This is a genomic window from Marinobacterium iners, assembly GCF_017310015.1.
GTDB classification, from domain to species: Bacteria; Pseudomonadota; Gammaproteobacteria; order Pseudomonadales; family Balneatricaceae; genus Marinobacterium; species Marinobacterium iners.
On the sequence record NZ_CP022297.1, the window covers coordinates 1,884,763 to 1,902,594 of the forward strand.

Annotated in this window: 18 protein-coding genes and 1 pseudogene; 9 read left to right on the forward strand and 10 right to left on the reverse strand. The window is 55.2% G+C overall.

Annotation, left to right across the window (positions count from 1 at the left end):
- The first annotated feature begins 19 nt into the window (after positions 1–19).
- Positions 20–847 (forward strand): CvfB family protein, encoded by an 828-nt coding sequence (locus tag CFI10_RS09000; RefSeq protein WP_091824242.1) that lies wholly within the window; start codon positions 20–22, stop codon positions 845–847.
- Positions 848–855: 8 nt separating this feature from the next.
- Here CFI10_RS09000 and CFI10_RS09005 read toward each other — a convergent pair whose 3' ends face one another.
- Positions 856–1,917 carry an NAD(P)H-dependent flavin oxidoreductase gene (locus CFI10_RS09005; RefSeq protein WP_206841490.1) on the reverse strand — a complete coding sequence of 354 codons (1,062 nt, stop codon included), beginning with the start codon at positions 1,915–1,917 and terminating at the stop codon, positions 856–858.
- A 150-nt stretch (positions 1,918–2,067) separates the two neighbouring features.
- On the opposite strand from CFI10_RS09005, the gene yghU reads away from it, so the two are divergent.
- Both yghU and CFI10_RS09015 read left to right on the forward strand, forming a co-directional pair.
- Positions 2,068–2,928, forward strand: coding sequence for a glutathione-dependent disulfide-bond oxidoreductase (gene yghU / locus CFI10_RS09010; RefSeq protein ID WP_206841492.1), 861 nt, complete (start codon positions 2,068–2,070; stop codon positions 2,926–2,928).
- 48 nt (positions 2,929–2,976) lie between these two features.
- Positions 2,977–3,504 carry a YgjV family protein gene (locus CFI10_RS09015; RefSeq protein WP_242530165.1) on the forward strand — a complete coding sequence of 176 codons (528 nt, stop codon included), beginning with the start codon at positions 2,977–2,979 and terminating at the stop codon, positions 3,502–3,504.
- On the opposite strand, the gene CFI10_RS09020 is transcribed toward CFI10_RS09015, so the two are convergent.
- Both CFI10_RS09020 and CFI10_RS09025 read right to left on the reverse strand, forming a co-directional pair.
- Positions 3,499–3,894, reverse strand: coding sequence for a thiol-disulfide oxidoreductase DCC family protein (locus CFI10_RS09020; RefSeq protein WP_206841496.1), 396 nt, complete (start codon positions 3,892–3,894; stop codon positions 3,499–3,501). The genes CFI10_RS09015 and CFI10_RS09020 overlap by 6 nt on opposite strands.
- 68 nt (positions 3,895–3,962) lie before the next feature.
- On the reverse strand, positions 3,963–4,901 hold the full coding sequence (locus tag CFI10_RS09025) for a LysR family transcriptional regulator (RefSeq protein WP_206841498.1): 939 nt from the start codon (positions 4,899–4,901) through the stop codon (positions 3,963–3,965).
- Between the two features lie 157 nt (positions 4,902–5,058).
- On the opposite strand from CFI10_RS09025, the gene ydiJ reads away from it, so the two are divergent.
- Together ydiJ and CFI10_RS09035 are read left to right on the forward strand one after the other, a co-directional pair.
- Positions 5,059–8,115 carry a D-2-hydroxyglutarate dehydrogenase YdiJ gene (ydiJ, locus tag CFI10_RS09030; protein ID WP_206841500.1) on the forward strand — a complete coding sequence of 1,019 codons (3,057 nt, stop codon included), beginning with the start codon at positions 5,059–5,061 and terminating at the stop codon, positions 8,113–8,115.
- Positions 8,116–8,223: 108 nt separating this feature from the next.
- Positions 8,224–8,718 carry a putative 4-hydroxy-4-methyl-2-oxoglutarate aldolase gene (locus CFI10_RS09035; RefSeq protein WP_091824228.1) on the forward strand — a complete coding sequence of 165 codons (495 nt, stop codon included), beginning with the start codon at positions 8,224–8,226 and terminating at the stop codon, positions 8,716–8,718.
- Positions 8,719–8,996: 278 nt separating this feature from the next.
- Here the strand turns inward: CFI10_RS09035 and CFI10_RS09040 are convergent, their stop codons facing one another.
- Positions 8,997–10,223: an EAL and HDOD domain-containing protein gene (locus CFI10_RS09040; protein ID WP_206841502.1), complete on the reverse strand. Its 1,227-nt coding sequence runs from the start codon at positions 10,221–10,223 to the stop codon at positions 8,997–8,999.
- A gap of 130 nt (positions 10,224–10,353) precedes the next feature.
- Here CFI10_RS09040 and ylqF point away from each other — a divergent pair, with 130 nt between their 5' ends.
- The 4 genes from ylqF to rssA are packed head-to-tail and all read left to right on the forward strand — an operon-like array spanning position 10,354 to position 13,697.
- Positions 10,354–11,268 carry a ribosome biogenesis GTPase YlqF gene (ylqF, locus tag CFI10_RS09045; protein WP_206841505.1) on the forward strand — a complete coding sequence of 305 codons (915 nt, stop codon included), beginning with the start codon at positions 10,354–10,356 and terminating at the stop codon, positions 11,266–11,268.
- Positions 11,268–11,585 (forward strand): hypothetical protein, encoded by a 318-nt coding sequence (locus tag CFI10_RS09050; protein ID WP_206841507.1) that lies wholly within the window; start codon positions 11,268–11,270, stop codon positions 11,583–11,585. Before ylqF ends, CFI10_RS09050 begins: the two co-directional genes overlap by 1 nt.
- A gap of 3 nt (positions 11,586–11,588) precedes the next feature.
- Positions 11,589–12,767: a BaiN/RdsA family NAD(P)/FAD-dependent oxidoreductase gene (locus CFI10_RS09055; RefSeq protein ID WP_206841510.1), complete on the forward strand. Its 1,179-nt coding sequence runs from the start codon at positions 11,589–11,591 to the stop codon at positions 12,765–12,767.
- A gap of 30 nt (positions 12,768–12,797) precedes the next feature.
- A complete protein-coding gene (gene rssA / locus CFI10_RS09060; RefSeq protein ID WP_091824214.1) occupies positions 12,798–13,697 on the forward strand; it encodes a patatin-like phospholipase RssA in 900 nt (299 codons plus the stop codon).
- Between the two features lie 3 nt (positions 13,698–13,700).
- On the opposite strand, the gene CFI10_RS09065 is transcribed toward rssA, so the two are convergent.
- The 6 genes and pseudogenes from CFI10_RS09065 to CFI10_RS09085 all read right to left on the reverse strand — a co-directional run bounded on the left by CFI10_RS09065 (position 13,701) and on the right by CFI10_RS09085 (position 17,691).
- The gene (locus CFI10_RS09065; RefSeq protein ID WP_206841512.1) at positions 13,701–14,534 is read right to left on the reverse strand and encodes an enoyl-CoA hydratase-related protein; all 834 of its coding nucleotides are present in this window, start codon (positions 14,532–14,534) and stop codon (positions 13,701–13,703) included.
- Positions 14,535–14,879: 345 nt separating this feature from the next.
- Positions 14,880–15,017 (reverse strand): alpha-amylase, encoded by a 138-nt coding sequence (locus CFI10_RS09070; protein ID WP_206841515.1) that lies wholly within the window; start codon positions 15,015–15,017, stop codon positions 14,880–14,882.
- A gap of 16 nt (positions 15,018–15,033) precedes the next feature.
- Positions 15,034–15,525: a glycine-rich domain-containing protein gene (locus tag CFI10_RS09075; protein WP_206841517.1), complete on the reverse strand. Its 492-nt coding sequence runs from the start codon at positions 15,523–15,525 to the stop codon at positions 15,034–15,036.
- 36 nt (positions 15,526–15,561) lie between these two features.
- A complete protein-coding gene (locus CFI10_RS19450) occupies positions 15,562–15,831 on the reverse strand; it encodes a ParE family toxin-like protein (RefSeq protein ID WP_425270438.1) in 270 nt (89 codons plus the stop codon).
- A gap of 57 nt (positions 15,832–15,888) precedes the next feature.
- On the reverse strand, positions 15,889–16,479 hold the full coding sequence (locus CFI10_RS09080) for a hypothetical protein (RefSeq protein WP_206841521.1): 591 nt from the start codon (positions 16,477–16,479) through the stop codon (positions 15,889–15,891).
- Positions 16,480–16,495: 16 nt separating this feature from the next.
- A pseudogene (locus tag CFI10_RS09085) lies at positions 16,496–17,691 on the reverse strand (IS3 family transposase).
- Between the last annotated feature and the right edge of the window lie 141 nt (positions 17,692–17,832).

The window sequence follows — 17,832 nt, forward strand, 5'->3', positions numbered from 1 at the left end:
GAGCGGGTGGAGTGTATCAATGGTCGAAACCGGCTGCTTTAACAAGCTGAAAGTGATCCGAGAAGTGGATTTTGGTGTGTATCTAGAGGGCGGAGCCGAAGGCGGCATTCTTCTGCCAAAGCCAGAGGTGCCTGAAGGAACGCGCTTGGGCGATCGGCTGCAGGTGTTCGTTTATCTGGACTCTGACGACATGCCGGTGGCGACCCTGCGACGCCCAAGGGCTCAGGTAGGGCAGTTTGCCAGCCTGAAAGTGGTTGATGTCAACAAGGTCGGCGCCTTTCTGGATTGGGGGCTGCCCAAGGACCTGTTCCTGCCGTTCAATGAGCAGGTAAAACCGTTAACGATTGGCGATTATGTCACCGTTTACCTCTACCTCGATAACACCAACCGCATCGCGGCCAGCGCCAAACTGGAAAAGCATCTGGAACCGGGCGATGACTACACTCAGGGCCAGTTGGTTGAGCTGCTGGTGGTGCGGCCAACCGATATTGGCTATCAGGTGATTATCGATAACCGTGCCATGGGACTGCTGCAGCATCAGGATATCCACCGACCGGTACGCCCCGGTCAGCGTATGCCCGGCTTCATCAAGCAGGTGCGAGACGAAGACGGCAAAATTGATGTGATGCTGGAAAAGCCCGGTTATGCCCGTATCGATCCGCTGGCCCAGCAAGTGCTGAAATACCTGGAGAGCCGTGATGGTTTTTGCCCGCTGGGGGACAAGAGTGACCCCGAAGCCATCCGTGACCTTTTCGGTGTAAGTAAAAAAGCCTACAAGATGGCGCTTGGCCAGCTGATGAAGGCCGGACGCATCCGTCAGGATGAAACCGGTATCCACCTGACCTGAGCTGGCCGTCAGCTGGAGCTGACGGAGGGCTTCAGATCGCTGACCAGTGCCAGCGTCAGTTCAGCGGCAGGGATGGAGCGGCAGCCTGTGACATTCTGCCCGGCCCACAGTGGCGAAAAATCGCTGCTGCCCAAGTGTTCGGCTTGGGCACGCAGAGGCGCCGATGCGGCTGTCGCAAGCGGAAAGGACGGGGCTGACGGATTGAACGGTCCCAGTTCTCGTATCATGCGGTTTACAATGCCGCGAGCGGGGCGGCCACTGAACAGGTTGGTCAGTACTGTCTGGCTTGCCCCCGGCGACTGCAACGCGGCTCGATGTACCGCCGACGTGTTGGCTTCAGGGCAAAGAAGGTAGGCAGTTCCTACCTGAACGCCATCAGCCCCCAATGCCAACGCCGCCTGAACTCCTGCTGCATCCGCAATACCACCAGCGGCAATCACCGGTACTTTGACCGCGGCCTTGATCTGCGGCAGCAGCGCAAAAGTGCCCACCTGGGTACTGATCTCTTCACTCAGGAACATGCCGCGATGTCCGCCGGCTTCCAGTCCCTGGGCAATGATCGCGTCGACTCCGTTTTGCGCAAGCCAGCACGCCTCCTCAACTGTGGTTGCCGATGAAATGATACTGGCACCGCTGCTGCGTACCTGCTCCAGCAGCGATGGTTCAGGCAAGCCAAAATGAAAGCTCACAACCTCTGGTGCCAGTTCTGTTACCAGGTCGGCCATCACCTGATTGAAGGGCAAGCGACCAGGTCCAGCTGGGGCGCTCGGTGCCTCCAGCCCCAACTCTGCATACCAGGGCAGAAACTGCTCCAGCCAACACTGTTGCCCCTCAGGAGCAGGTTCCGGTGGTTGATGACAGAAAAAGTTCAGATTAACCGGGCAGTCAGTCCGGGCGCGAAAGTGGGTGACGGCATCTCGCACGGCATCAGGCGTCAACATGGCACAGGGGATAGAGCCCAGCGCACCTGCGCCTGAAACAGCTGCAGCAAGTTCCCATCCCTGTACACCCGCCATCGGTGCCTGAATCAATGGAAACTGGATATTAAACAGGGATTGCAGCGCTGACATGGCACTCCTCCATAGATGGCTGTTCATGAAAATGCATCTACTATACCCATTCATCACACGTCTGGCTTTTAGACCTCAGTTCCAGCGCTTGATTTTGTTCCTGCCAGCCCACAGGATGAATGATCCATGCGGATCAACAGGAGCGTTGTTATGAGTGATTCCAGTTACATCCCGCCAAAAGTCTGGACCTGGGAAGCACCCAGTGGCGGTCAGTTTGCCAGTATTAACCGCCCGGTTGCCGGTGCAAGCCACGAAAAAGAGCTGCCGGTAGGCAAGCATCCCTTGCAGTTGTACTCGCTGGCAACCCCCAATGGTGTCAAGGTGACGATCATGCTGGAGGAGCTGCTGGCACAGGGGCACAGCGGCGCTGAGTACGATGCATGGTTGATTCGTATTGGTGAGGGTGATCAGTTTGGCAGCGGATTTGTGGAGATAAACCCGAACTCCAAGATTCCTGCCATGCTGGACCAGAGTGTTATGCCGGCTCAGCGGGTGTTTGAGTCAGGCTCTATTTTGGTTTATCTGGCCGAAAAATTTGATGCTTTCCTGCCCAAAACAATGCCTGCGCGAACTGAAACCCTCAACTGGCTGTTCTGGCAGATGGGAAGCGCACCTTTCCTGGGCGGTGGTTTTGGTCATTTTTATGCCTATGCACCCGAGAAATACGAATATCCCATCAATCGCTACACCATGGAAGTGAAGCGCCAACTCGATCTACTGAACCGTCAGCTGGCTGAGCATGAGTATGTTGCTGGAGATGAATACACCATCGCTGATATGGCGATCTGGCCCTGGTATGGCGCACTGGTGCTGGGGCGCCTTTATGGTGCCGCCGAGTTTTTGGACGTTGACAGCTATACGCATGTGAAACGCTGGGCCGAAACAGTTGACGCTCGTCCAGCTGTTAAACGTGGGCGTCGGGTAAACCGGACCTGGGGTGATGAGGCTGAACAGTTGCCTGAACGGCATAATGCTGACGACTTCGAGGCAGGTGATGCGGATACCCGCTGATAGTCTTTCGAAATGGGCAGCACGCTAATGCTGGCATCCTTAAGTCCAATGGAACTCGCAGGCCAGCTGGTCAGTCTGACAGCGCTTGTCTTATGCCTGATCGCCTTTGCCAGCAAACAGGACCAACGGTTGATGGTCTGGCTGCTGGCGGCGAATGTAGCCTTTGCGCTGCAATTTGCCCTGTTTCAGAGCTGGACAGCCTCAGTGCTGACACTGATTGTGATCCTGCGCATAATTCTGGCCCGCCGTTACCCTGGGAACCTGTGGCTCCTTGGGGTGATATTGGTGCTCAATATGGCTGGAGCCTGGGTGACCTGGCAGAGCTGGCATGATCTATTCGCTCTGCTGGCTGGTACGTTGGGTACACTGGGCATGTTTTTGCTTCGTGGTATCCCGATGCGGCTGATGCTGGGGGCTGCAGCGCTTTGCTGGATGACCAGCAACATCCTGATCGGCTCAGTGGGAGCCACTCTCGCTGAGGGGCTGGTGCTGGTTACCAACGCCATCACAATCTGGCGGCTGCATCGCCTAAAGCAACAGTATCCTGATCTTGGACACCCCCCGGCAGGCTCATGAGTCGGTGAGCCTTTTGACAGGTGGCAGCTTACAACCCTGCTTGCAGCGAGATCGAAAACGCCAGATGGCAAAACGGTGGTAGGCCCAGTCCAGCGGCCGAGTCAGATGCAGTCGATTGATCACGCTGGCCAGGTGTCTGTAGTAGGGCAGCTCTCGCCAGATCACCATAAAGGCATGTACCCCGGTTTGGAGCTGCCCCTGCCGATCAACCGCATGAATCACGCGCATTGCCTGAATACGATCAAGACCATAGTGCTCTGGATTGGATTCGGGAGTGAAAAGATCCTGCCAATCAACCCGCTGTTGGCGGTCTAGCCGCTGGTAGTGAGCAATTTCCTTGCGACAAAGTGGGCATTGGCCATCATAGAAAAGGATCGGTCGAGTCGGCATCGGGTAATCTCATGCACGCTAGGCTGTGTTTAAGATCCTTACGTCGCACAGGCATAAACAGATCCCGCTCAATTGATTGCGCTGCACCAGGCGGGCAGCTGGGTCTGGTGCAGATGTTCTCGCAGGGTATCGAGCAGTGCTGCTGCAGCCGGGCTCAGTGCTCGCCCCTTGCGGGTAATGATGCAGATTTCACGCTCGATCTGTGGCTCATGCAGCGGAATGAAAACCAGCCCTTCAAATGAGTGCACGTCGGCGGCCAGGGCCGGCAGCAGACTGATACCGAGTCCCTGACTGATCAGCGCCGCCATGGCGGCAGGGTTGGATACCTCAATCTGAACCCGGTCCAATCGAATCGGAATATCGCCTCGCTGACTGAAGCGGGTGAGTTGGGCGCGAATGCCGGTATCCTGCGACAGCAACAACAGATGATCATCGGGTATTGCCTGCCATGATAGCTGTGTATGCCACGCCAGCGGGTGATCGCTGGGCACTACCAGCCCGTAGCGGTCGCGCAGCAGCGGGGCGTATTCAAGCTCGGGTTGCTGTGAGTGGTTGCCGGCGACCGCAAAATCCACCTCATTGTTGAGCACGCGCTGCTCCAGGCTGCCGGCACTCTCATCGCGGATGTTGACCTGGATTGAAGGGAAGCGAGTGCGGAACTGAAGCAAGGCTGCGGGCAACAGACGGGTCACGACCGAAGGGGAGCCCGCCACGCTGACATGGCCCTGTTGTAACTGGGCACGGGCGCGCAGGTCGGTCAGGGCTGCGGTAAAGTCCGACAGCAGGCGCTCGGCTACCGGCAGAAAACGCTCTCCTTCGGCACTGAGCACAACGCGCCGGGTGGTGCGGTCAAACAGAATCAGCCCTGCATCCTGCTCCAGCTGTTTGATGGTAGCGGTCAGGGCGGACTGGGTCAGAAACAGATGCTCGGCGGCACGTGTAAAGCTGCCGCAGCGTGCGACCTCGATAAAAGCCTGCAGATGACGAATACCGATCGGGCTGCTCATTATTGATTAGCCATATTGATTAATTTATAGAATTTAATCATTTGAATGATAAATAAAGATTCTGCATCATTACCCGCCACTGAACAATGGCTGTCAGACTGTCTATTCTGTTCTGATGACAGCCCGCTTGCGCCTCAAACAAGCCCCGGAGAGCACCATGATCCCTCGCATTGACAGCATCGACGATACTCAAAGCCTGTATCTGGACTTTATCGAAACCCTGAAACAGCAAGGGTTCAAGGGGGATCTGAACCCGGACTATGCCAACCGCGTAGTGCTGGCAACCGACAACAGCATCTATCAGATCCTGCCTCAAGGTGTGCTGTATCCGAAAAACAGTGAAGATCTGGTGCTGATAGCACGTCTGGCGGATCAACCCCGTTTCCGTTCCATCGTACTGAGTGCACGCGGCGGCGGCACCGGCACCAACGGGCAGTCGTTGACCGATGGTCTGATCGTTGATGTGTCAAAGCACATGAACCGGATTCTGGAGATCAATCCGGATGAGCGCTGGGTGCGAGTGCAGGGTGGGGTCGTCAAGGACCAGCTCAATGCCGCGCTCAAGCCTTACGGGCTCTTTTTTGCGCCGGAGCTGTCCACCAGCAACCGCGCCACCATTGGCGGCATGATCAACACCGATGCCAGCGGCCAGGGATCGGTGCTGTATGGTAAAACCCGTGACCATGTTCTTGAACTCACCAGTGTCTGGCTTGACGGTACGCTGTGGCAATCCGGCCCGGTTGATGAAGCCGAGCTGGAAACAATTAAGCAACGTACCGATCGTGTGGGTGAAGTACACCGTCTGCTGGATGGCATTCAGCGTGAGCGACAGGATGAGATTGATACCTGCTTCCCCAAGCTGAACCGCTGCCTGACCGGCTATGATTTGGCCCATATCCGTGATGAATCCGGCCGTTTCAATCTGAACTCCATCCTCTGCGGCGCCGAAGGCTCACTGGCGTTTGTCGCTGAAGCAAAGCTCAATGTCTTGCCGATCCCCAAACATGCAGCACTGGTCAACATTAAATATGACAGCTTTGAAGCCTCTTTGCGTGATGCTCAGGCATTGATGCAGTGGCAGCCCACCTCAATCGAGACCGTGGACTCCAAAGTGCTGAATCTGGCAATGGGCGATATCGTCTGGGACAGCGTGCGTAACTACTTCCCCGAGAAAGAGGGCGACCCGGTCATTCAGGGGATCAATCTGGTGGAGTACACCGGTGATGATGAGGCGGAGCTGCGCGAAAAGGTCGAGAAGCTTTGCCGACATCTTGAGCAGATCAGCGGCGAACCGGGTAAAAGCTTCGGCTTCAGCGTGGTGTATGGCGCCAGCGAGATCAACAAGGTCTGGGGCATGCGCAAGAAGGCCGTAGGCCTGTTGGGCAATGCGCAGGGGCAGAAGCGTCCGATCCCGTTTGTGGAAGATACCGCCGTGCCGCCGGAAAACCTGGCTGACTTCATCATGGCGTTCCGCAAGGTGCTGGATGATCGCGGTCTGGCCTATGGCATGTTTGGTCATGTGGATGCCGGTGTACTGCACGTGCGTCCCGCCATCGACATGAAAGACCCCGAGCAGGAAAAGCTGATCCGTGAAATTACCGATGAGGTGGTGCGCCTGACACAGGAGTACAAGGGGCTGCTCTGGGGCGAGCATGGCAAGGGCGTGCGTTCTGAATATGCCCCCGAGTTTTTCGGCCCGCTCTATCCTGTACTGCAGCAGATCAAGGGCTGTTTCGATCCGCGCAACCAGCTGAACCCGGGCAAAATTGCAACGCCTGCGATTGATGGAGCCGAACTGCTCAGGATCGATGCGGTCCCGACGAGGGGTCAGCATGACCGGCAGATCAGTGCGGCGGTGCGTGAGCAATACGATTCCGCCATGAACTGTAACGGGAACGGTGCCTGCTACAACTACGACCCGAACGATGCCATGTGCCCAAGCTGGAAAGGCACCCGTGAGCGTATTCACTCGCCAAAAGGGCGTGCTTCATTGATCCGTGAATGGCTGCGCCTGATGGTCAGCCGTGGCGTGGATGTGAAAGCGGAAGCTGAAAAGGCACGCAGCCGCAGTGGCCTGCTGGCACTGCCGAAGAAAATCAGCAACACACTGGCCAGGCGCAAGGGGCGCTATGACTTCTCAAACGAAGTACATGAGGCGATGATGGGATGTCTCGCCTGCAAGTCCTGCGTCAGCCAGTGTCCGATCAAGGTTAACGTGCCGGACTTCCGTGCGCGTTTTCTTGAGGTTTATTACGGCCGCTATCTGCGCCCGGTCAAGGATTATCTGGTCGGTAGCCTTGAGTTCATGATCCCAGCGTTGTCGAAGTATCCGGCTCCGTACAACTGGGCCATGCGCAATACATTGGTACGCAGTGTCATGCGCCGTATCGGTGGCATGGTCGACAGCCCCGTGATCTGCACCAACAGCCTCAGGCAAGGTCTGGATCAGCGCGGCATCGACTGGGCCACGCCAGAGGTCGCCAGCAGGCTCAGTGCAGCCCAGCGTGAACGCGCCGTGGTGATCGTGCAGGATGCCTTTACCAGCTACTTTGAAACCCGGCTGGTGCTGGACCTGGTTGATCTGCTGGGCAAACTCGGATTTTACGTCATGGTGGCCCCGTTCATGCCCAACGGCAAACCTCTGCATGTCCATGGCTTTATGGCTGCGTTTGACAAGGCGGCTCAGCGCAATACGCGCATGCTCAACCAACTGGCTGAGTTAGACCTGCCGCTGGTGGGTATCGATCCCTCCATGACACTGACCTACCGCCAGGAGTACAAGGACGCTGTCGAAGGTGAGCTGCCGCCGGTGCAGCTGATTCAGGAATGGCTGAGTCAGCAGCTGGAGCGTGTTGAGCTGCCTGAAATTCTGCCTCAGGGCGAATACCGTCTGATGGCTCACTGCACAGAGAAAACCTCTGCTGCACCGAGCATTCGTCAGTGGCAGAACATTTTTTCTGCATTGGGCCAGCAGCTGGATGTGGTGGCGACAGGATGCTGTGGCATGTCGGGCACCTTCGGTCATGAAACTGCCAACCTGCAGCGCTCGAAGGATATTTATGACCTAAGCTGGCGCGATATCGTCAACCACCCGGAAAACCGGGGCAAGCTGATGGCCACTGGCTACTCCTGCCGCTCTCAGGTGAAACGTTTTGACGATCAGCAGCTGCCGCACCCGGTACAGGTGCTGCTCGATGTAGTATCGGCGGTTTAAGTTCTCAAGGCATGGGGCTGTGGCCCCATGCCTAAGTTGTAGTGCAAACATATAATCGATCGGCGATGATGGCGCACACTTATGCCAACTGAAACAAGGAGCACCCCGATGCAAGATCTGCTGCCTGATCTGTGTGATCACTTTGAGGAACTGGTACGCGTTGTTGAGCCGATGTTCGGCAACTATGGCGGTCGCGAAACCTTCGGTGGTGAGATCGTCACCATCAAGGCGTTTGAAGACAATTCGCTGGTACGCGAGCAGGTTGCGCAGCCCGGCAAAGGCAAGGTGTTGGTAGTGGATGGCGGTGGTTCAATGCGCCGTGCCATGCTGGGGGACATGTTGGCTGAAAAGGCTCAGCAGAATGGCTGGGAAGGGATCATCATCTACGGCTGTATCCGTGATGTGAATGCGATTTCCGAGCTGGATGAGCTGGGGGTCCAGGCACTGGGAACCCATCCCATGAAGACAGAAAAGCTGGGTGTCGGTCAGCTGAACGTACCAGTTACCTTCGGTGGGGTGACCTTTAACCCGGGCGAATTTATCTATGCGGATAACAACGGCATACTCGTTTCCGAACAAAAGCTGGAACTGCCATCCGCCTGATTACTGTTGCGGCGGGCAAAACTGCCCGCCGCCCATACCTCTATCGACCAATCCTCATATGCTTTCTTGAATTCCTTTCCAACCTTTTGTTATTTAAAAACAAAAACAGAAAAGTTAAAAAATATTTTAACTTTGCAGTGACAAGCTCAAAGCCAAGGCTATACTGGATTCAACAGCGTACCGGATGTGCGCTGGCCTGTCAGAGCAGGCTGAAAAGGAAGTACACACTGCGCGTATCCGGCTACCCCTTCTCCGGATACGCGCTTTCTTTTATGGGTTTATTCGTACATCGCCTGCATCGACTCTTTGGTCCACTTCAAGCTGTGACGATAGGTTGCTTCATACAGCGAGATATCAAAATCGCTGGGCAACTGATCCCAGTCACCGGATTCATATGCGATCACTTGCCTTAGTAGCTGTCCCATCTTGCCTTCACCTCTAGCCAATGCCGCTTTGATATCCTCGCCCAGGGGCAGCTGCTCAAGCAGTGTTTCCTGATCAATATCCAGCATCGCATGAAGGCCCGACATCATGCCAACCATAAAGAAACCGGACGGGTTGGGTTGATGTTCACTCTGCGCGATCATTTCACACATGTGGCCACGGGTAAGCAAGATGCGGGTAAGCTCCTCCGGCTTATCTCGGTTCGCCGTCATCGCAATCAGGGTGGCCCACTTTCTGATCTGCTCCATTCCAAGCAACACAACAGCCTCCGCGATCGACTCAACCTGGCGCACAAGTGAGTAGGCGGCAGAGTTGACGATGCGCAGCAGCTTATAGGTGAGTATAGGGTCACGGATGATCAAGTCTTCAAGCTTTTCCGGTGTAGCATTGGGCTTCTGCAGCTCCTGCATCAGCTGCATCAAGGCTATCTGATTGGCATTGACCTTGCGGCCCTTCACAACCTTGGGCTTGCTCAGAAAGCTGCCCTGGAACAGCTTGTACCCGCTCTCGATGCAGTGTTCAAGCGTGTCGAAGCTGGTGATGTTGGTTGCCAGCAGAGTAGACTTGTAAGGCGCAAGCAATTCTGCCTGACGGCGAATCTCCTCGCTATCCAACTGGCCAACATCAATTTTGATGATTTTGGCAATTTTAAGGGCAGTATCGTATTCGGGACTGAAGCGGAAGTCGGTGAGCGCAATACGGTAGCCATCTTTCGACATTTTATGCAGAGCGCGCAGCAGATCCATGTTGCCCGGCTCAGTCAGGCGAATACAGATCACGACCTGCTTGGCCGGCAGTGTCGGCATGGTGCCTTCCAGAATCATGCGTGGTGCAATCTGGATAAATGCGGGCACGCGCTTTACTTCGCCCTGATCCGAAATACTGGTATAGGCATGCAGAATCACCTCTGAGCTGGATTCAGCTTCAGGGTCCGTCTGCAACATCGCGTTCAGGTGTTCGTCTTCCTTGTACAACAGATCATAGGCGATAACACGCTGCTGGTGATCGAAGATCGGCTGTCGGGCCAGCAGAGGCTGTCCCCGTTCAGTATTACTGTCCATTCATGTCCCCGAATCGGCGTTTTCAGGCTGGAAGTGTATAATTTTATCATGTTGCAAGCACCTGCAGGTATGGTTGAGTACGGCCTGCAGGTATAATGCTGCCCCCTGATTTGCAAGCACTGGATTGTTAATGTCACGTATCAACTGGTTTCCCGGACACATGCACAAGGCGCGCAAGGAAATTGCGCAGGTAATGGATGAGATCGATGTGGTGATCGAGGTCCTGGACGCCCGCCTGCCCATGTCGAGTGAAAACCCGCTGGTTGATCAGCTGCGGCGCAACAAGCCGGTCTTGAAGCTGCTGAACAAGCAGGACCTTGCCGATCCCGTGCGGACTCAGGAGTGGCTCGATCACTTCAATGCGCGCGAAGCGATCACGGCAGTTGCACTGGATATGCAGCAGAAGGCTTTGATCAAGCGAATTCCGGAACTGTGCAAGCAGATGGTGCCGGCACGCACCCGTCAGGATCGTCCCGTACGTGCCATGATCATGGGCATCCCGAATGTGGGCAAGTCGACTCTGATTAATGCACTGCTTGGGCGCAAGATTGCCAAAGTCGGCAACGAGCCGGCCGTCACGAAGGCTCAGAAGCGTTACAGTGTGCACAACGGCATGGCGTTGTCGGATACACCGGGCATTCTGTGGCCGAAAATCGAGGATGAAGACTCCGGTTACCGCCTTGCCGCCAGCGGTGCGATCAAGGATACCGCCATAGAACATGAACTGGTGGCGGCCTATGCCGCAGGCTTCATGCTGCAGGATTATCCGCAGCGATTGGTGGAACGCTATAAACTCAAAACCCTGCCCGAAGGGCGCGAAGCACTATTGGATGAGATCGGTCGCAAGCGAGGCTGCCTTCGTCCAGGTGGTGTTGTCGACCGCCACAAGGCGTCTGAAATCCTGCTCACTGAGCTGCGTGCAGGCAAGCTGGGCCCCATAACCTTCGAAACCGTCGAAGAGTGGGAACGTAAACGAATTGAGGCCGAACAGGCTGCCGCCGAAGCCGCTGCACTGGCAGCCGCTGAAGCCGGGGAGAGTAACTGATGAGTCGCGGTAAAAAACAACGCAAGATCGGCGCCTTCATGACCGTACTGGAGCGTAAGCCCAAGAAACAGGAGCGCCTTGCGGATCCGACCAGCAAGGAAGCGCGGCGCAAGCGCGCACTTGAACAGCGCAAGAAACAGAAGTCCGTGTATGAGAAGGCGCAGGGCAGTCAGAACGCGCTGGAACGTGACAAGGCCGCCGGGCGCAAGGGAACCCGTCATGGAGGGCCGCTGGCGGCCAAGATTCGCAAGCTCAATGCTGCCAAAGAAAAGCCCCAGGACAAAGCCGTCCAGCCCGATGCTGAACAGGACGATTAAGGCGTGTCTGAGCGGGATGTCATCATAATCGGCGGCGGTGCTTCGGGCCTCATGTGTGCGGCTATTGCGGCCTACCGCGGCCGTCGGGTACTGCTGCTCGAACACACCAAAAAGATCGGTCGTAAGATTCTCATGTCAGGTGGTGGGCGCTGCAACTTTACCCATTTACACAACACGGCAGCCAACTTCCTGAGTGACAATCCGCATTTCTGTAAATCGGCGCTGAGTCGTTTTGGGGCTGCTGATTTTGTTGAGCTGGTTGACCGCCATGGCATCGAATACCACGAAAAAACACCCGGTCAGCTGTTCTGTAACGAATCCAGCAAGGAAATTCTTCAGCTGCTGCTGACCGAGTGTGAATGGGCAGGGGTTGAGATTATGACCGAAACCCAGGCCTTTGAAGTCAAGCCCACCACCAGTGGCTATGCGTTGCGCACATCCCGTGGACAATTTGTTGCCGAATCGGTGGTGGTTGCCACCGGTGGTCTGTCGATTCCCAACGGTGGTGCCACCGGATTTGCCTACCAGATCGCCGAGCAATTCGGACTCAACGTCACACCGCGTCAGGCGGCACTGGTACCCTTTACACTCCAGCCTGATCTGCTGGAGCACCTGAAGCCACTGGCAGGGGTATCTCAGCCGGTCAGAGTCAGTTGCAACGGCGTTTCATTCAATGACAACCTGCTGTTTACCCACCGCGGCCTGAGCGGTCCAGCCATTCTGCAGATATCATCCTATTGGCGTGGCGGCGATGCAGTTGAAATCGATCTTGTGCCGGGGGCTGGCCTTGAACACTGGCTCAGGCAGCAACGTGACGAGCGCCCAAAGGCCGAGGTACGTACCCTCATGGCACAGCATATGACCAAGCGCCTGGCACAGACGTTGTGCGATCTCTGGCAAATACACGACGAGATTGGCCAGTGCCGCAATGCACGCATTGCCGAGATTGCCGAGCGTTTCAACCGATGGCAGGTCAAACCCTCAGGTACCGAGGGCTATCGTACCGCGGAGGTCACTCTTGGAGGCATTGATACGGCTGAGGTGTCTCAAAAGACATTCGCGGCCAACAAGGCCCCGGGGCTGTATTTCATCGGTGAGTGTCTGGATGTGACCGGGCATCTGGGGGGACACAACTTCCAATGGGCCTGGGCTTCAGGTTACTGTGCGGGTCAGCATGTCTAACTGATGTCGAAATGACAGGGAGATCCACGCATGAAAATTGGCCTGGCACTGGGGAGTGGTTCCGCACGCGGCTGGTCTCATATCGGTGTGATCAATGCACTGGCCCGGGAAGGGATTAAGCCCGAAATCATTTGCGGCACCTCAATTGGTGCACTGGTTGGCGCTTCCTGTGCAAGTGGCAGTCTCGACCGCCTCGAACAGTGGGTGCGTTCACTGAGCCGATTCGAGACCGCTCGATTTTTCGAACTGAATCTTTCTCGTCAAGGTTTCGTCAATACTGAACGCTTCCACCACTTTCTGAACACCTACATTTCTGATGACGATACCCATATTGAATCACTTCAGTGCGCCTATGGCGCGGTAGCCACCGAGCTGGAGACAGGGCGTGAGGTATGGTTTACCGAGGGCTCACTGTTACAGGCCGTTTGGGCTTCAATCTCGTTACCGGGCCTGTTTCCAGCCATTCGTCATGATCACCACTGGCTGGTAGACGGCGGCCTGGTGAATCCGGTGCCGGTATCTCTGTGCCGAGCGATGGGTGCTGAGGTGGTGATTGCGGTCAATCTGAATGGCGATATCATCGGGCGCCACCTGCATAAACCTAAACCGGTCGAAACACAAAAGCCGCGCAATGGCGTGATGGGTCGATTAACTGAGCTGGTCGACGAATATACAACCCGGCTGACCGGAGCTGATGAGCCTGAGGATCATTCACCGAGCATGTTTGATGCCATTGCCGGCTCGATCAATATCATACAGGACCGTATTACACGTAGCCGCATGGCGGGGGATCCACCCGATATCCTGCTGTCGCCACCGCTGGCCGATATTGGGTTGCTGGAGTTTTACCGAGCAGAAGAAGCGATCAGGGAAGGGGAGCGGGCGGTGGAAGAGATGCTGCCAACCATTCACCGCCTGCTGCAGCGCTAGATCTTATCGACCTCTGTAGAGGCCTTCACGTTTTTCAACAAATGCCATCACCGCTTCCTGATGATCATCGGTGTTGTGCAGCATCCCCTGCCAGGCAGCACAAAGTTCCAGAAAGTCCGGCAGTTCGTGCCGCTGTGCCTGTTTCATCAAGCGCTTGCTCATGCGCAATGCCTGTGGCGGCTTGGCAGCCATCTGGCGAGCCAGCGTCATGACCCTCGTCATCAGCTGATCCTGAGGCACCTGTTCCAGCATAAGTCCGATCTCGACCGCTTCCTCTGCGTGAACCAGGCGTCCGGTCAGAGTGATTTCTGCCGCTCGCTGATAACCGATCAAGCGCTGCAAAAACCAGGCACCACCATCACCAGGGATAATGCCAAGATTAACGAACGTCTCACCGAAAGTGGCGCGTTCGGAACCGATCCGAATATCGCACATGCAGGCAAGGTCACAGCCGGCACCAATCGCTGGGCCATTAACAGCCGCGATGACGGGAATCTCGGCGCGATGCAGCGCCAGGGGAATGCGCTGGATACCCTGACGGTACTTGCGTTCCAGTTCGAGTGCATCACCTCCGAAGGGACCCTGGCGGTGGTCACCATCACGGTACTGCATCTCCTTGATATTGCCACCGGCACAGAACGCGCTGCCATCACCGGTAATCACCAGTACAGAAACTGTAGGGGCGCGATTGGCCCATTCAACGGTGGTGACAATGTCATCGATCAGGGCCGTACCGGTCAGGGCGTTGCGCAGGTCATCGCGTGCAAGCGTGAGTACGGCAACCCGATCCTCCAGCTCCAGCCGGGCATCCTGTAGCGTGGGTATGGCGTCAGTCATGAAGCACTCCCTGTCATTATCTTTATTGGCTGTAAATTGTGACGGTAGGACACAAGAATAACAGAACATATCCGGGTTGGGAGTCATGTTTATGAAACAAAAAAGGGCAGACTAAGGTCTGCCCAGTATCAGATTGGGAAGATCTGTATTTAAGATTGATCGGGGCTGTAGAAAGCCTATGCTCAAATCCTAGGCTATGAGTGTCTACCACACACTTGGGTAAGTCCAACATGATTGATATGGTGTCCCAAAAAGTAAGTAAATGGCTTGGAAGAAATAGCTATAAGATAAACAGGAATTCATGAGTGCAAAACCGACCCCGAAGGGCCGGCGTTGCTGAGGACTTTAAGGCTTTTTATTCGGGTTCAGTTGCTTGCCGCGATTACCTTGGCCCTGGTCATATTGGCGATTCGTGCCAGAGCTGCCTTTGTTGGCGTTGTTGATATTCGCTGAGTTATCCTGGGGTCGAATCTTCTTGGACATGATCTTCTCTCCTGGATTATTTGCAGGCGCCGGGAACACGGCATGCACATGTACTGGGTACGTGGCACGAATGTTCTGCACAACGGGTCGCCTGATGCTCCATTTCGTCAGGTAATTCACCAAAATGGCGAGTGTAGAGTTCACAGGTTTTGGCAAATGCAGATTGCAGCGCTTGGTAATCATCGTCACCGTAAATCCCGAAGTACGGATAGTGGTCAATGAAGCGTCCAAAAAGACGTTCGCAGTCCATACGGTAGGCGCGTGTATCCAGGATATGGGCATGCCAAATAGTGTCCACTTGCTTCGTTGGGACTAAGACCTCCTGGGGATACAGCAGTTTCAATGTGAGGAAACGCTGATACTCCCGTTGCGCAAGATCCCATTCCTCCGGGGTCATCTCAGCCTCATGACTAGCAGTGTTTTTATATTTCAGGCGCTCAAAATCAGTCGCCGCGACCAGAGGGTGTAGTGCATCTATCGTTTTGGGTTGGTAAGCAACAATGCTCATAACGTTTGTCTCCAGACAGTTAATAGGTGCGCTGGATTAGCGCCTTCGCTTAAGTTCGACCTCGAAGGCCTGTCGCGAGATCAAACGATGGGGAATGAGTTGGCCCTGGGTATCACGGAAGATAAGGCGCCACTGTCGGCCCAAACGAAATCGAATGAGCTCTGGGCAGGCTGCAATACGTTGGCCCCCAAGCTGGGTGAAGGAGGTGCCGTGTGCGATGGCTCGTTCTATGGCGCACGCACGTTGTTGATGGCAGGCAGGAATAGGGTAGCGGGTAGAGAATAAAAGTGTCTGAACGGTATCCATAACAGGCTCCTTGTGTGTATAGAGCCAGTCTGGCTAAGTGCAATGCACTAAAAAGCATTAATGATCGATTATCTGATCCAATAATTGGTCGAACTCTGAAGCGGCGGTGTATGCCTGGAGGATCCGCTGCTTATAGATGTTGACGATTTCGTTGTTTGATTCGACATCAACCGCGAAAGCATAGGCTTTTTCAAGGTCATCGCTCAGGTAGTGGGCAATCATGCTGTCGGCGTTTGACAGGCTTGCACTCTGAAGCAGCAACGCTTGCATAACATTACTCACACCATTGAATGAAAGCTGGGGAAGCTCTTGAAAAGGGTTCGGCAGTGTATCGATTGATAAGTCGGCATCTGATGCCAAGACGTCCAGGAAACGCAGTACCTCCTGCCTCAACAGCCCGATGCCAGCGACCGAGTTCCGATCAGTAAGTAATAGTGACGCGATCTTTGCATGCTCCAGACGTGCACTAGGGGCGGTGAAAATACCTTTGATGACTTTAGGCATCGGAAAGAAAGCATGCAGCAAGACGGCATTGTGAAGCTTGGTGAGCTGGTCTCGCGCAATGTATTTATGACTGCGCGGTTTCACCGTGTACTCAATTGGTACTTCAGTGTATTCAATGAGACCGCTGCGCATCAGCGACTCCATCTGCTCCTTGAAGCGTTTATGATCTGGCAACACTTTCCCGGACACTTTTTAAAGCAGCTGCTCGTAGCATCGACTCATAGTCCGCCGGACTCATATAGTCGTTGCTGGAGTGCAGTCGCTCCCGGTTATAAAACACCTCGATGTACTCGAAGATGGCCTGCTTCGCTTCCTCTCGCGTCTTGAAGTCCTCGTGATACACCAGCTCGGTCTTCAGCGTATGAAAGAAGCTTTCTGACGGGGCATTGTCCCAACAATTCCCCTTGCGACTCATGCTGCACCTGAACTTATGCTGCTTGAGCAAGCCCTGGAAACTATCCGAGGCATACTGGCTGCCGCGGTCGCTGTGAACCAGCAGGCCAGCTTCAGGTCGGCGCTTAAAGATTGCCATCGTCAGTGCATTGTTCACCAGCGCTGCCGGCATCCGGCTATCCATCAACCACCCGACGACTGCGCGTGAACAAAGATCAATGAAAACAGCCAAGTACAGCCAACCCTCCCGTGTCGGGATATAGGTAATGTCACCAACATAGGCCTGATCAGGCTCTGATGCCATGAAATTCCGGTCTAACAGGTTCGGGGCTACCGGTTTATCGTGCTTCGAGTTGGTGGTCGCCTTGAACTTGCGCCGCATTTTGCATTCGAGGCCCTCTTCATCCATTAATCGACCCACTCGACGTCGACTGATGGTATCGCCGTCCTCAGCCAGCTTCTTCTGAATACGCCGTGCTCCGTAGGTTGCGCGACTTTTTTCATGATGCTTGCGAATACTGGCCTTCAACGCCTGATCTTCCTGGGCACGCTGGCTGGGCGGTCTCGTGCGCCACTCGTAATAGCCACTACGGGAGACTTCAAATACCCGGCACATCAGGGCAGTACTAAACCTGTCCCGATGCGCCTCGATAAAGCCGTACCTCAGCTCGATTCTTTGGCGAAGAAGGCAGCCGCCTTTTTTAGCAACGCGCGCTCCTCTTTCAGTCGGGCGTTCTCACGCCGAAGCTGCTTCAGCTCTTCATAAAGGTGCTTGTCGTCGACCACACCGTTTGAATCACTCGCCTGCTTGCCGTGGAATTTGCTGATTCAGGTATGCAGCGTGTTGACGTTTACACCCAGCTCCCGAGCGGTTTGAGCGACCGGTTGATCAGACTCCACCGCCAGTTTGACCGCGGCTTCTTTAAATTCAGCTGTATAGGAATTGCTCTTTTTCTGACTCATGACACACACCTTGATAGGCAGGTGATATTACCTGCGTCTGTGTGTCCGGGAAACTATAGCCAGTTCAACCTCACAGGTGGGCTCGCAGCAAACGGATATGCTTCTGAGTGGATTCTGAATGGCATGACCGATGAACACTTT

Bases quoted from the DNA above. Each gene is read 5' to 3' on its own strand.
- CFI10_RS09050 (WP_206841507.1), top strand. From the start codon at position 11,268: ATGAGTCGCGGTAAAAAACAACGCAAGATCGGCGCCTTCATGACCGTA.
- CFI10_RS09070 (WP_206841515.1), bottom strand. From the start codon at position 15,017: ATGTCCAAGAAGATTCGACCCCAGGATAACTCAGCGAATATCAACAAC.
- ydiJ (WP_206841500.1), top strand. From the start codon at position 5,059: ATGATCCCTCGCATTGACAGCATCGACGATACTCAAAGCCTGTATCTG.
- CFI10_RS09000 (WP_091824242.1), top strand. From the start codon at position 20: ATGGTCGAAACCGGCTGCTTTAACAAGCTGAAAGTGATCCGAGAAGTG.
- CFI10_RS09080 (WP_206841521.1), bottom strand. From the start codon at position 16,479: ATGGAGTCGCTGATGCGCAGCGGTCTCATTGAATACACTGAAGTACCA.
- CFI10_RS09015 (WP_242530165.1), top strand. From the start codon at position 2,977: ATGGAACTCGCAGGCCAGCTGGTCAGTCTGACAGCGCTTGTCTTATGC.
- CFI10_RS09035 (WP_091824228.1), top strand. From the start codon at position 8,224: ATGCAAGATCTGCTGCCTGATCTGTGTGATCACTTTGAGGAACTGGTA.
- CFI10_RS09020 (WP_206841496.1), bottom strand. From the start codon at position 3,894: ATGCCGACTCGACCGATCCTTTTCTATGATGGCCAATGCCCACTTTGT.
- CFI10_RS09025 (WP_206841498.1), bottom strand. From the start codon at position 4,901: ATGAGCAGCCCGATCGGTATTCGTCATCTGCAGGCTTTTATCGAGGTC.
- ylqF (WP_206841505.1), top strand. From the start codon at position 10,354: ATGTCACGTATCAACTGGTTTCCCGGACACATGCACAAGGCGCGCAAG.
- CFI10_RS09005 (WP_206841490.1), bottom strand. From the start codon at position 1,917: ATGTCAGCGCTGCAATCCCTGTTTAATATCCAGTTTCCATTGATTCAG.
- CFI10_RS09065 (WP_206841512.1), bottom strand. From the start codon at position 14,534: ATGACTGACGCCATACCCACGCTACAGGATGCCCGGCTGGAGCTGGAG.
- yghU (WP_206841492.1), top strand. From the start codon at position 2,068: ATGAGTGATTCCAGTTACATCCCGCCAAAAGTCTGGACCTGGGAAGCA.
- CFI10_RS09040 (WP_206841502.1), bottom strand. From the start codon at position 10,223: ATGGACAGTAATACTGAACGGGGACAGCCTCTGCTGGCCCGACAGCCG.
- rssA (WP_091824214.1), top strand. From the start codon at position 12,798: ATGAAAATTGGCCTGGCACTGGGGAGTGGTTCCGCACGCGGCTGGTCT.
- CFI10_RS09075 (WP_206841517.1), bottom strand. From the start codon at position 15,525: ATGAGCATTGTTGCTTACCAACCCAAAACGATAGATGCACTACACCCT.
- CFI10_RS19450 (WP_425270438.1), bottom strand. From the start codon at position 15,831: ATGGATACCGTTCAGACACTTTTATTCTCTACCCGCTACCCTATTCCT.